The sequence below is a fragment of the Streptomyces sp. MB09-01 genome (genome assembly GCF_033794505.1).
In the GTDB taxonomy this organism is placed as follows: Bacteria; Actinomycetota; Actinomycetes; order Streptomycetales; family Streptomycetaceae; genus Streptomyces.
In genome coordinates, this window is the sequence record NZ_JARAYQ010000263.1 from 1 (window position 1) to 11,381 (window position 11,381).

13 protein-coding genes are annotated in these 11,381 nt (G+C 72.7%); 9 read left to right on the forward strand and 4 right to left on the reverse strand.

Translation table 11 applies throughout. From position 1 onward, the window contains the following. Nucleotides 1–147: 147 nt before the first annotated feature. Together PV721_RS35640 and PV721_RS35645 are read right to left on the reverse strand one after the other, a co-directional pair. Entirely contained in the window at nucleotides 148–969 is an 822-nt protein-coding gene (locus PV721_RS35640; RefSeq protein ID WP_319731772.1) for an AfsR/SARP family transcriptional regulator, read from the reverse strand. Nucleotides 970–1,232: 263 nt separating this feature from the next. Continuing rightward, nucleotides 1,233–1,412, reverse strand: a complete 180-nt coding sequence (locus PV721_RS35645) for a hypothetical protein (protein WP_319731774.1) — start codon at nucleotides 1,410–1,412, stop codon at nucleotides 1,233–1,235. A gap of 362 nt (nucleotides 1,413–1,774) precedes the next feature. Between PV721_RS35645 and PV721_RS35650 the strand changes: the two genes are divergently transcribed. The 4 genes from PV721_RS35650 (at nucleotide 1,775) to PV721_RS35665 (ending at nucleotide 5,820) form a co-directional block, all read left to right on the forward strand. Then, a complete protein-coding gene (locus PV721_RS35650; protein ID WP_319731776.1) occupies nucleotides 1,775–2,995 on the forward strand; it encodes an aminotransferase class V-fold PLP-dependent enzyme in 1,221 nt (406 codons plus the stop codon). 150 nt (nucleotides 2,996–3,145) lie between these two features. After that, nucleotides 3,146–4,720, forward strand: a complete 1,575-nt coding sequence (locus PV721_RS35655; protein WP_319731778.1) for an acyl-CoA carboxylase subunit beta — start codon at nucleotides 3,146–3,148, stop codon at nucleotides 4,718–4,720. After that, nucleotides 4,717–4,947 carry an acyl-CoA carboxylase epsilon subunit gene (locus PV721_RS35660; RefSeq protein WP_319731780.1) on the forward strand — a complete coding sequence of 77 codons (231 nt, stop codon included), beginning with the start codon at nucleotides 4,717–4,719 and terminating at the stop codon, nucleotides 4,945–4,947. The genes PV721_RS35655 and PV721_RS35660 overlap by 4 nt, the downstream gene beginning before the upstream one ends. Before the next feature lie 66 nt (nucleotides 4,948–5,013). Further along, complete coding sequence (locus PV721_RS35665; protein WP_319731783.1) at nucleotides 5,014–5,820, forward strand: SDR family NAD(P)-dependent oxidoreductase; 807 nt, start codon at nucleotides 5,014–5,016, stop codon at nucleotides 5,818–5,820. An 89-nt stretch (nucleotides 5,821–5,909) separates the two neighbouring features. On the opposite strand, the gene PV721_RS35670 is transcribed toward PV721_RS35665, so the two are convergent. Continuing rightward, the gene (locus PV721_RS35670) at nucleotides 5,910–6,908 is read right to left on the reverse strand and encodes an AMP-binding protein (protein ID WP_319731785.1); all 999 of its coding nucleotides are present in this window, start codon (nucleotides 6,906–6,908) and stop codon (nucleotides 5,910–5,912) included. A gap of 322 nt (nucleotides 6,909–7,230) precedes the next feature. Between PV721_RS35670 and PV721_RS35675 the strand changes: the two genes are divergently transcribed. The 5 genes from PV721_RS35675 to PV721_RS35695 all read left to right on the forward strand — a co-directional run bounded on the left by PV721_RS35675 (nucleotide 7,231) and on the right by PV721_RS35695 (nucleotide 10,846). Continuing rightward, nucleotides 7,231–8,049 carry an NAD(P)H-binding protein gene (locus tag PV721_RS35675; protein ID WP_319731786.1) on the forward strand — a complete coding sequence of 273 codons (819 nt, stop codon included), beginning with the start codon at nucleotides 7,231–7,233 and terminating at the stop codon, nucleotides 8,047–8,049. A 142-nt stretch (nucleotides 8,050–8,191) separates the two neighbouring features. Continuing rightward, nucleotides 8,192–8,827: a hemerythrin domain-containing protein gene (locus PV721_RS35680; protein WP_319731788.1), complete on the forward strand. Its 636-nt coding sequence runs from the start codon at nucleotides 8,192–8,194 to the stop codon at nucleotides 8,825–8,827. 150 nt (nucleotides 8,828–8,977) lie between these two features. Next, nucleotides 8,978–9,136, forward strand: coding sequence for an Arc family DNA-binding protein (locus PV721_RS35685; RefSeq protein WP_319731789.1), 159 nt, complete (start codon nucleotides 8,978–8,980; stop codon nucleotides 9,134–9,136). Between the two features lie 84 nt (nucleotides 9,137–9,220). Next, complete coding sequence (locus PV721_RS35690) at nucleotides 9,221–9,715, forward strand: DUF1772 domain-containing protein (protein ID WP_319731791.1); 495 nt, start codon at nucleotides 9,221–9,223, stop codon at nucleotides 9,713–9,715. Nucleotides 9,716–9,847: 132 nt separating this feature from the next. Then, nucleotides 9,848–10,846 (forward strand): AraC family transcriptional regulator, encoded by a 999-nt coding sequence (locus PV721_RS35695; protein ID WP_319731792.1) that lies wholly within the window; start codon nucleotides 9,848–9,850, stop codon nucleotides 10,844–10,846. A gap of 46 nt (nucleotides 10,847–10,892) precedes the next feature. Here the strand turns inward: PV721_RS35695 and PV721_RS35700 are convergent. Beyond that, nucleotides 10,893–11,381, reverse strand: a 489-nt coding sequence (locus tag PV721_RS35700) for a 4'-phosphopantetheinyl transferase family protein (RefSeq protein ID WP_319731794.1), incomplete at its 5' end; no start/stop codon positions are given.

Genomic DNA, 11,381 nt, shown 5'->3' on the forward strand with positions numbered 1-11,381 from the left:
GTTCTCGCGCAGGGGACGGGGTCGCCGGTGAGCGTCGTGATGACGGGCCTGGGCGGTCCCCGGGGCAGCGCGGACGCGCTCGCCCGGGGGCTCGCGGGGGTGGCGGTGCAGCGCGGCTGAGCAGCCGGGCGGCCGGGCGGCTGGGCGTTACGCGGCGAAGAGGTCGAAGGTGGAGGTGCAGCGCGGTCCGGCGAGCACGTCGAGCTGCGGGTCGACGGCGAGCATGGCCTGGTGCAGGCGCTGGAGTTGCGGTGACGGCTCCACTCCGAGGTCCTCGATCAGCCGGCCGCGCAGCCGGCGGTAGACGTCCAGGGCCGTGGCCTGCCGGCCCGAGCGGTACAGCGCCACCATGACCTGCGAGTGGAGTCCCTCGTGCTGGGGGTGGCGTGCGGTCAGCTCGGTCAGTTCGGCGATCAGTTCGCCGTGCCGGCCCAGCCTCAGGTCGGCGTCGATCCGCCGTTCCACGGTGACCAGGCGGCTTTCCTCGAGGCGCATGACCTCGATGTCGAGGATCGGTCCGACCCGTACGTCGACCAGCGCAGGGCCGCGCCACAGGTCCAGGGCGGTCCGGAAGCGGGCGGCGCAGACCTGGCTGTCGCCGGACTCGAAGGCGGCCTGGCCCTCGCGGACGAGGCGTTCGTAGGCGTGCACGTCGACGCCGTCCTCGGGGATCTGCAGGAGGTATCCGCCGTGCCGGGTGACCAGTACCTCCTTGGCTCCGCCGGGGGCGTCGGGCCCCATCGCGGTGCCCAGCCGTCTGCGCAGCTGGAGGATGTAGGTCTGCAGGGTGGTCAGCGCGCTCTGCGGCGGCGCGGTTCCCCAGATCTCCTCCATGAGGGTGGGAACCGGTATGACGCGCCCGGGATAGAGCGCGAGGAGCGACAGGAGCTGTCTTGGTTTGCCCGCGGTCGGAACGATGGATCCGCCGTTGACCTCGGCGCTCAGCGGACCCAGGACCTGAATTCTCACGGTCTCCTCCGTACTTCCTTGGCTCTTTTCCTCCGGTGGCCAAGGGGCTGCCCCCGTTCGAGGCACGCTAGCCGGGGTGGATGTGTTCCATCTCTTTCCTGTAGCGGCTTTCGAGCCGCCTTCCACCTGCGCCGCACGGTCTCGTGTCCCCCTTTTTGCGCGGGTGCCGGGAATGCGAGAAAGGGATTCCGGTCCTTTTCCCGCGGAGGCCGGAAGCCGGTGTGCAGGGCATGCGGATTCCCGGGCGGGTTCCCGCCGGGTGGTTACGGCCAGTCGATGAGGGCGGTGGCGGGGCCGGTGGCGGGGGCGGCCGGTGCGCCGGCCGAGGCGGGGGCGACCGGCCAGTCGATGGCGTCACCGTCGGCGTGGGCGGCTGCGCCCGCGGTGAGGACGGCTGCGGCGGTGAGGGCGGCGGTGGCGACGATGCGGGCGATGTTCTTCATGACGGCTCCTCCGTGGCAACGTTTCGAATGTTCTTGGCAAGTCCTCTGCCAAGAAGATTGGCAACGTCTGCTCGGGATTTGCTCGTCAATCGCTCGAGAAGGGCTGGAGGGAAGGGTGCCGGCCATCTCCCGTTCGGCTTGCGCGCCTCCGTGAATCGCCGTGACCTGTGCGGGAGTCGATGGGGCGGGGCCGATACGGAATCTTGCCAAGAGTTGCCAAGGGGCCGGAACTCGAGTGTCGCCGGAGCGGGCATTGCCAAAACTGCCAAGCGATAGGCAATGTGTTGCCAGACGTTTTGGCAATGCGTGGAAGACAGGGTCGTGGACGTGCCGCGGCCCCGACAGCGGGGGGAGGCCCCTGAATGAATGCGCCGACGTACGACACGGAACGAACGGCCCACCTGAACACGGCGGGCACGGGCCGGATGCCGGACGGCGTGCGGGCCGTGCTCGCCGCCTGCACGGCCCGCGACGACCGCTTCGGGAGCCGCGCGCTGGCGGAGCACCTCGGCGCCGTCCTGCACACCGAGGTGCACGAACGCCTCGGCGCCCTGCTGGGCGTCCCGGCCGGCGACACGGTCCTCACCACGGGCGCGGCCGAGGCCTTCGACGCCTTCGTCTCCGCGGCGGACCTCGGTCCCGGCGACCGGATCTGGACCACCCCGTACGAGGGTGTGTCCCGCCTGAGCACCCTCTACGCCCTGCGCGACCGCACCCGTTGCCGGCTGGAGGTCGTCCCGCTGCGGGCGGACGGCGACCTCGACCTGGACTGGATGCGGGCCCGCATCGGTGAGGACGTCGCCCTCGTCTCGGTGGTCCACGTCTCCTCGGCCTGCGGAACCGTCAGTCCCGTCGAGCAGGTGGGCCGGCTCCTGTCCCCCCACCGGGCCCGGTACGCCGTCGACGCCTCCCACTCGGTCGGCCAGCTCCCCCTCGACGCCGCGCGCATCGGCGCGCAGCTGGTCACGGCGGACGGCTGGCGGTTCCTGCGCGGCCCGGAGGCGGTGGGCTTCGCCTACGCCGCGCCCGGGGTGTGGAGCGGGCGCCCGCCGGCGCCCGTGCCGGCCGCCGTCGCCGCGCTGAACGCCGCCCTGGCCCACCACGCCGCCGCTTCGCGTCTCCCGTACGAGGACCTGCTGCCCCGGCTGCGCGCCGCCGTCGAGGAGGTGCCCGGGGTCGAGGTGGTGGCGTCGGGCCGGGAGCAGGCCGGGATGCTGGCCTTCCGTCACGGCGAGGTGCCGGCCGCGCTCATCCGCCGCGGCCTGGCCCGGCGCGGGGTGGTCCTCTGGAAGACCGTCGCGCAGGAGAACCCGCTCCATCCGGCCGCGCGGGACGGCGCCACCGCCGTGCGGGCCTCCGTCCACCGCGACAACAGCGCACGCGACATCGACCGCTTCGAGCAGGCCCTGGCCGACGTCCTGCGGGAGGAGCGGGAGGAGCGGGAGCGCACCGGCGCCGCGGCCTCGGCCGCGGCCCCCGGTCCGGCGTTGGCGGCGGCCGGCGGGGGCGGCTTCGGCGGGCCGTCGCCCTACCGGGGGTCGCCCGTCCGCCGCGGCCACCTCACCCTGCACCGGGCGAACTGAGCCCACCCCCCACCGTCAGGCGGCCGCGCCCCGCACGCCGAAGCTACGCCAGGACCGCGTCTCGTACGGGGTTCGAGTGGACTTCCACGGCGTCTTGAGGCGTGCGCGCGACGGTGGCCGCAATCCGGTCTTCAGATCTGGAGGATCCCCATGACCATCATCGACGTGTCCACCCCGCCGGGTACCGACCGTGCCGCGGAACTGGCCGGCATCAAGGCCCAGGCCCTGGCCGGCCCCGGCGAGCGGGCCACCGAACAGCAGCACGCCAAGGGCAAGCTCACCGCCCGCGAGCGCATCGCACTGCTGCTGGACGAGGGCTCGTTCCACGAGATCGAGGCCCTGCGCCGGCACCGCGCGAGCGGTTTCGGGCTGGAGCAGAAACGGCCCTACACCGACGGCGTGGTCACCGGCTGGGGCACGGTGGGCGGCCGCACCGTCTTCGTGTACGCACACGACTTCCGCATCTTCGGCGGGGCGCTCGGTGAGGCCCACGCGGAGAAGATCCACAAGGTGATGGACCTGGCCGAGGCGGCCGGCGCCCCGCTGGTCTCGCTCAACGACGGCGCGGGCGCCCGCATCCAGGAGGGCGTGTCCGCCCTGGCCGGCTACGGCGGCATCTTCCAGCGCAACACCCGCTCCTCCGGCGTCATCCCGCAGATCAGCGTGATGATGGGCCCGTGCGCGGGCGGGGCGGCGTACTCCCCCGCGCTGACCGATTTCGTGTTCATGGTCCGCGGCACCTCGCAGATGTTCATCACCGGCCCCGACGTGGTCCGCGCGGTGACCGGCGAGGAGATCACGCAGAACGGGCTCGGCGGCGCCGACGTGCACGCCGCCGTCTCCGGAGTGGCCGCCTTCGCCTACGACGACGAGGAGAGCTGCCTGGAGGACGTACGGCACCTGCTGTCGCTGCTGCCCTCCAACAACCGCGAGACACCGCCGCGCGAGTGGGGCGACGATCCCGCCGACCGGCGTACCGAGGCGCTCGCTTCGATCGTGCCCGCCAATCCGCAGCAGGCGTACGACATCCGCCGGGTCATCGAGGAGGTCGTCGACGACGGCGACCACTTCGAGGTCCAGCCCGGCTGGGCGGCCAACGTGGTGTGCACGCTGGCCCGGATGGACGGACACGTCACCGCCTTCGTCGCCAACCAGCCCGCCCACCTCGCCGGGGTGCTCGACATCCACGCGAGCGAGAAGGCGGCCCGCTTCGTGCAGTTCTGCGACGCCTTCAACATCCCGATCGTCACCCTGGTCGACGTCCCCGGTTTCCTGCCCGGCGTCGGCCAGGAGCACGGCGGCATCATCCGGCACGGCGCCAAGCTGCTGTACGCGTACTGCAACGCCACCGTCCCGCGGATCTCCCTGGTGCTGCGCAAGGCGTACGGCGGCGCCTACATCGTCATGGACTCCCGTTCCATCGGCGCGGACCTCGCACTGGCCTGGCCCACCAACGAGATCGCCGTGATGGGCGCCGAGGGTGCGGCGAACGTCATCTTCCGCCGGGAGATCGCCGCTGCCGCCGACCCCGACGCGACGCGCGCACAGAAGATCAAGGAATACACGACCGAGCTCATGCACCCCTACTACGCGGCCGAGCGCGGCCTGGTCGACGACGTCGTCGACCCGGCCGAAACCCGCTCGGTGCTCACCTCGGCACTGGCCATGCTCCGTCCCAAGTACGCCGACCTGCCGTCGCGCAAGCACGGCAACCCGCCGGTATGACGGGCGGGGAGGCGGCCGCCACCGGGTCCGGAGCGGGGGCGGGGGCCGGGTTGTGGAGGATCACGCGCGGGCGCCCCGACGCGCAGGAGACGGCCGCCGTGCTGGCGGTCCTGGCGGCCCTGCTGGTCAGCCGCGCGGGCGAGCGTGCGGAGCCCGCGCGCACCCGGGCCGCCGGATGGGACCGCGCCGGCGGGTTGCGGCGTGCGGGGACCTGGCGCGAGCGCTGATCCGTCGCGCCCCGAGTGTTCTGCGGCACGCTCTGGACGTCCTGGTGAGCGACGGAGGGAACAAGGATGACGGTCAAGGCGAGATCGAAGGCACCCCAACGGCCGGTGGCGCTGGTCACCGGGGCGACCAGCGGCATCGGGCTGGCCGTCGCCCGGGACCTGGGCGCCCGCGGCCACCGGGTGTTCGTCTGCGCGCGGACCGAGGCCGCGGTCAAGCAGACCGTCGCCGACCTGCAGTGCGAAGGGATGAGCGTGGAGGGTGCGGCCGCCGACGTACGCGACCGCTCGGCCGTGAAGGCGGTGGTCGCCGCGGCGGTGGCGACGTACGGGGCTCCGGTCAGCATCCTGGTCAACAACGCCGGCCGCAGCGGCGGCGGCGCCACCGCGGACATCACCGACGAGCTGTGGCACGACGTCATCGACACCAACCTCAACAGCGTGTTCCTGCTGACGCGCGAGGTGCTCAACGGCGGCGGCCTCGGGGCGGAGCCCTGGGGCCGCATCATCAACATCGCCTCCACCGCGGGCAAGCAGGGCGTCCTGCTCGGCGCCCCCTACACCGCCTCCAAGCACGCCGTGGTCGGCTTCACCAAGGCGCTCGGCAAGGAACTCGCACCGACCGGTACCACCGTCAACGCGGTCTGCCCCGGATACGTGGAGACGCCCATGGCGGCGCGCGTGCGCAGCGGGTACGCGCAGGCGTGGGACACCACCGAGGAGTACGTCCAGGAGCAGCTCGAGTCCAAGATCCCGCTCGGCCGCTACTCCACCCCCGAGGAGGTGGCCGCTCTGGTCGGCTACCTGACCACCGATCTGGCCGCCTCCATCACGGCCCAGGCCCTCAACGTGTGCGGAGGGCTGGGGAACTTCTGACGCCGGCCGCCGCCGGGGGGCACACATGGGGAAGGGCCGCGGACGGTCGTCGTCCGCGGCCCTCCCCCACTGTCCGCCCCGGCCGCCTTTCACAGGACGGTGGGCGGCCCCGAAACGTCCCAGACGACGGCCTGCGGGGCGGTCTGTGCGTCCCGCCAGCCGGCCAGGGCCGGCGCGTCCACCTGCTCGTCCGAGAGCAGTACGTGCCGCAGCGCCGGCAGGCTGGACCTGCTGCCGTGCGCCGCCGCGGCCAGCCGTGCGAAGGCGGACGGCAGTTGTGTCAGCACCGTCACCTCCTGCTCGGCCAGCAGCCGGGCCAGGGCGCGGGCGTCGCAGGCGGTGTCGCGGTCGACGACGACGGCGCGTGCGCCGGACAGCAGGGGTCCCCAGATCTCGCGCATGCCCAGGTCCAGGCTGAGGGAGTGGAAGTACGTCCACACGTCGTCCGGTCCCGACTCCAGCAGCGGGACCAAGGCGTCCACCCACGACAGCACGTCCATGTGACTGACGGGCCGCAGGGCCAGGGCCCGGCCCGGGTCGCCGCCCGTGGGGAGGGCCAGGAAGGCCGTGGCCGGCGGGATTTCGCGGCGCATCGCCGCCTCGGGCCGCGCCGCGATGACGAACCTGCCCGCCTTGGCCAGCGGGATCTCGTCGCGCAGCAGTCCGCCGTCCGAGATGACCATCTCGGCGCCGGCGTCGCGCATCAGGAACTCCTGGAGGCCGGCGTTGTGCCCGGGCTCCAGCGGCAGTACCGCAGCGCCGGTGCGCAGGGCGCCCACCACGGCGGCGGGGGCCCCGCAGGTGCGCTGGGCGCGCACGGCGACCACCGATCCGGGGCCCGCGCGGCCCGCCAGGCGGCCGGCGATGTCGTCGGCCAGCCAGTCCGCCTCGAGGTAGGTCGTCTGCTGCTCGCCGTCCCGGGCGCAGACCCGGGCCGGGTGGCGGGCGGCCGCGGCGGCGAAGCGGATGTCGATGCGGTCCCGGCGTGCGGGCGGCTCGGCGGCCGGGTCGAGCCCGATCCGTCCGAGCAGGCCGGCCAGGTCGGCGGACAACTGCTCGAGCTGCGGATGATCCGGAGTGGCGTTCATGCGGCCTCCCAGCGGGCGGGTCGTTGCTCCGGGGGCCGATGGTGGCGCAGGCGACCGGAGAACGGCTCAAGTCCTGCCGCACGACGCGGTTTGACGGACGGTCAGGGAATGTCGGGTGTCTGCTCGACGGTCTGTCCACGGGTGGTCGAGGATCACTGGAGAGCTCTGGCCCGCCGCCTGGGGGCATGCCTACGATTTGGGAGCTCACGCCGAAGCCACCCTGTTTCCGTCGCGCTCCGAGGTGACCTCTCGTAGACGCAGGCATATGGAACTGAGCTTTGTGGCTATGGCCCGTCTCGCGAGACTGGACTTGACTGTACTCATGACTCAGAACACGCAGATCACCCTCGTCATCGGCGGTCACGGCAAGACCGGCCGGCGCGTCGCCGAGAAGCTTTCCGCCCAGGGCCGCGAGGTCCGGATCGGTTCGCGCAGCGGCCAGCCCGCCTTCGACTGGCACGAGCCCGCCACCTGGGGACCGGCGCTGGAGGGCGTTGACCGGGTGTACGTGACCTACTACCCCGACCTCGCCTTCCCGGGCGCCGCCGAGCAGGTCGGCGCGTTCTCCAAGGTGGCCGTCGCCGGCGGTGCGCGCCGCCTGGTGCTGCTGTCCGGGCGCGGTGAGGAGGCCGCGGAGGTGTCGGAGGAGAACCTGAAGGCCTCCGGCGCCGACTGGACGATCGTCCGCTCGAGCTGGTTCAACCAGAACTTCTCCGAGAGCTTCTTCCTGGAGCCGGTGCTGGCCGGCGAGATCGCCCTGCCGACCGGTGACGCGGTGGAGGCGTTCGTCGACGCCGATGACATCGCCGATGTCGTGGTGGCGGCGCTGACCGATGACAAGCACATCGGCAAGACGTACGAGCTGTCGGGCCCGCGCCTGCTCAGCTACAGCGATGTGGCCGCCGAGCTGACCAAGGCCACCGGGCGCGAGATCAAGTACATCTCGGTCACCAACGAGGAGTACCGCGCCGTGCTGCGCGAGAACGACCTCCCGGAGGAGTTCGCGGACCTGTTCACGATGATCCTGGACGGGCGCAACGCGCACCTGGTGCACGGTGTCGAGGAGGCTCTGGGCCGCAAGCCCAAGGACTTCTCCGACTTCGCCCGCGACGCGGCGGCGTCCGGGGTCTGGAACGTCTGAGGCGCAGGCCCTTCACCCTCTGCTCCCTCCCTTATCGCTCCTTGACCGGGCGGCGACTCTGGTACGGCCGCCGCCCGGTGCTCGGGGTGTCCGGGGACGGACACCGGCACCACCCCGCAGGACAGACAGGCAGGAGGCTCCCGTGCCGGCTCCCCCGTCGTATTCCAGCGAACACGGGCTGGAACACCTTCCCCCGCACTTCCACGGCTTCGCCCTGATGCACGTCGCGATGCGGCGTGACGCGGCCCGGCTGCGCTCCGCGGCCCCCGCGTGGAACGGCGCGGGCGCCGCGTGGTGGCAGCGGCTGCGCGAGGTCATCGAGTGGCACCACACCAGCGAGGACGACGTGCTGTGGCCCGGACTGCGCCGCCGGGACGCCGACTTCGACGCGCAGGCGCGTGAACTGCACGAGGACCACGAGGAGTTGGAGGCGGCGATGGCGGCCGTGTCGACGGCGGTCGCCCGCCGCGGTGACGGTCTGGTGAGGGCGGCGCAGACCTTCGAGGGCGTGCTGCGCGACCACCTGCGCGACGAGGAGCGGATCGTCTTCCCTGTCTTCGACCGGCTCGGCGAGCGGGCCTACCTGGCCGAGGAGCGCAAGGTCGTCTCCAGTGCCCCGATGCGCGTGATGACGTATCTGCAGCCGTGGATGTTCGACGGCGCGTCCCGGCAGTCGGTCGCGCACGTCTCCGCCACCATCCCGCCTCCGGTCCGGCTGATCGGCGCCACGCTGCTGAACCGGCGCTACGAGCGCACGTTGAAGGGAATCCTGAATTGAGTCCTCCCCCTCCTAAGGGAGGGGGATTCCTGGCTCACGTCGCCTGCGGGCCGATGGCCCGTCAGGTCTTACACGATCGGCACCGGGCGTATCCGGTCTCCTCCACTTGCAGTGTCGCCATGCCACCATTCTGACACTAGTGTTGGGTACATGGATGATGAAGTACGCATTACGCTCAGACTCCCCGCCGACCTCCACTCGTGGCTGGTCACACAGGCCAAGTCCGCCCGGCGGTCCCTCAACTCCGAGATCGTGCACCGCCTGGAGGTCGAGCGCGGCACTCCCACAGCGGACGGCGGACTGTCCTGACGGCGAATCGTCTCTCCCTGCCCTGCTCCGCAGGGGTCAGATCCCTCCCCGGCTCAACGGCCGGGGCAACCTCGGAGGTGTCCGGTGAGCAGCACGACCACGCAATCGGTGACGCTGGTGGCGGCGACGGTGGGGACCGGGCTGATGGCCGGCCTCTACTTCGCCTTCGACATCTCGGTGATGCCGGGTCTGGGCCGTGGCGACGACCAGACGTATGTGACCGCGATGCGCAACATCAACGAGGCGATCGACAACGGTCTGTTCGGTCTGCTCTTCCTGGGGGCGTTCCTGGCGACCGGGGTGGCGGCGGCGCAGCAGCAGCGCGGCGGCCGCTTGGACGCGGCGCGCTGGGGCTGGGTGGCCTTCGCGCTGTACGGGCTGTCGCTGGTCGTCACCGCGATCGTGAACATTCCCCTCAACAACCAGCTGGCCCGGGCCGGCGCCGACGCGGCGGCGGCCCGCTCCCGCTTCGGGGGCCGCTGGGCCTTGGGCAACGTCGTGCGCACGGTGGCCTGTACGGCGGCGCTGGCGGCGCTGGGGCGTGCGCTGACGCTGCACGGTCGCGCGCCGGCGGTGTAGGCCCCCGCGATCGGCGCCCGCTCTCTTTCCGTCCCCCGCGGGAGAGCGGGCGCTTCGCCGCGTGCGGACGGCGGTGCGGGCAGGCGGGGGCGGGGGCTTCGGTGCGGGCGCACGAGGCGAGAGGATGTACGCATGGACACGCTGACCGGACTGCTGGAGGGCCCCAAGGCCCGGGGGGCCTTCCTGCTCAAGTCCGTCTTCAACCCGCCCTGGTCGCTGCGCGTGGAGGACCGGGCGCCGCTCTCGGTCGTCACGATGGTGCACGGCGACGCGTGGCTGGTGCCGGCGGCCGGCACGCCGGTGATGATCCGGCCGGGTGACGTGGCGGTCGTGCGGGGCCCGGAGCCGTACACGGTCGCGGACCGCCTGGACACGCCGGTGCAGATCACCGTCGGCCCGGAGCAGCGGTGCAGTACCGAGGAGGGCGAGGACGTCACCGAGACGATGGCGCTCGGCGTGCGCACCTGGGGCGACGATTTCCAGGACGCCGGCTCGGCGGTGATGCTGAGCGGCACCTACCAGGCGCCGAGCGAGATCGGCCGGCGGCTGCTGAGCGCGCTGCCGACGATCCTGGTGCGTCCGGCCGAGGCCGCCGACACCACGTTGGTCGCGCTGCTCGCCTCGGAGATCTCCAAGGACGAACCGGGCCAGGAGATCGTGCTGGACCGCCTCTTGGACCTGCTGCTGATCGGGGTGCTGCGTACCTGGCTGGCGGCGCCCGGCAGCGGTGCGCCGTCCTGGTACCGGGCGCAGGGCGATCCGGTGGTCGGCCCGGCGTTGCGGCTGCTCCACGAGAATCCCGCGCACGGGTGGACCGTGGAGGAGCTCGCCCTGAAGGTGGGGGTGTCGCGGGCTTCGATGGCCCGCCGGTTCACCGACGTCGTGGGTGAGCCGCCGGTGGCCTATCTGACCGGATGGCGGCTCGCCCTCGCCGCGGACCTGCTGCGGGAGCCGGACGCCACCATCGCGACGGTGGCCCGGCGTGTGGGCTACGGCTCGGCCTTCGCGCTGTCGACGGCCTTCAAGCGCGTGCGGGGCATGAGTCCGCAGGAGTTCCGTTCGGGTGCGCGTCCCGTCGCCGCGCCGCAGGCCCCGCAGCAGGCGCGCACGGTGGTGCTGCGGCGGCCCTGACGGCCCCATCCGGCCGGGGCCGGGGGGAGGGGATCGGTCCCTTGCGCTACGAGGCCGCCGCGGCGGAGACCGGCGCGGCCGGCGGGGCGTTCGGGGGCGGTGGCCGGCCTTCGCGCGCCACTGCGGTCAGGACCAGGTCCGGGCCGGCCAGCCAGCGGCCCTGGTAGAGCGGGTCCACGGGTGGCGGGAGCGGGGGGTGCAGGGTCGCCGTGAAGCCGCCGTCGGGGAAGAGGGTGAGGGTGGCGTCGCGGAAGCCGAGCCAGATGCCGGTGGCCGGGTACCAGGCTTTGTACGCCGCTTCCTTGGCGGAGAAGAAGAGGCGGTCCCACGGGAGGGAGGGGTCGGCTGCGGCGAGGGCGGCCAGGTGGGTGCGCTCCGCCTCGGAGGCGATCAGGGCGAGGACGCCCCGGGGCAGCGGGCCGGCCGGTTCGGCGTCGATGCCGACGGCGGCCAGCACGGAGGCGGGGGCGGCCACCGCGGCGCGGTAGCCCTCGCAGTGGGTGATGCTGCCGACCACTCCGGTGGGCCACTGGGG

Coding starts and splice junctions, on each gene's coding strand:
- PV721_RS35670 (WP_319731785.1), bottom strand. CDS start 6,908: ATGAACGCCACTCCGGATCATCCGCAGCTCGAGCAGTTGTCCGCCGAC.
- PV721_RS35660 (WP_319731780.1), top strand. CDS start 4,717: ATGACGGGCGGGGAGGCGGCCGCCACCGGGTCCGGAGCGGGGGCGGGG.
- PV721_RS35665 (WP_319731783.1), top strand. CDS start 5,014: ATGACGGTCAAGGCGAGATCGAAGGCACCCCAACGGCCGGTGGCGCTG.
- PV721_RS35675 (WP_319731786.1), top strand. CDS start 7,231: ATGACTCAGAACACGCAGATCACCCTCGTCATCGGCGGTCACGGCAAG.
- PV721_RS35695 (WP_319731792.1), top strand. CDS start 9,848: ATGGACACGCTGACCGGACTGCTGGAGGGCCCCAAGGCCCGGGGGGCC.
- PV721_RS35685 (WP_319731789.1), top strand. CDS start 8,978: ATGGATGATGAAGTACGCATTACGCTCAGACTCCCCGCCGACCTCCAC.
- PV721_RS35650 (WP_319731776.1), top strand. CDS start 1,775: ATGAATGCGCCGACGTACGACACGGAACGAACGGCCCACCTGAACACG.
- PV721_RS35655 (WP_319731778.1), top strand. CDS start 3,146: ATGACCATCATCGACGTGTCCACCCCGCCGGGTACCGACCGTGCCGCG.
- PV721_RS35645 (WP_319731774.1), bottom strand. CDS start 1,412: ATGAAGAACATCGCCCGCATCGTCGCCACCGCCGCCCTCACCGCCGCA.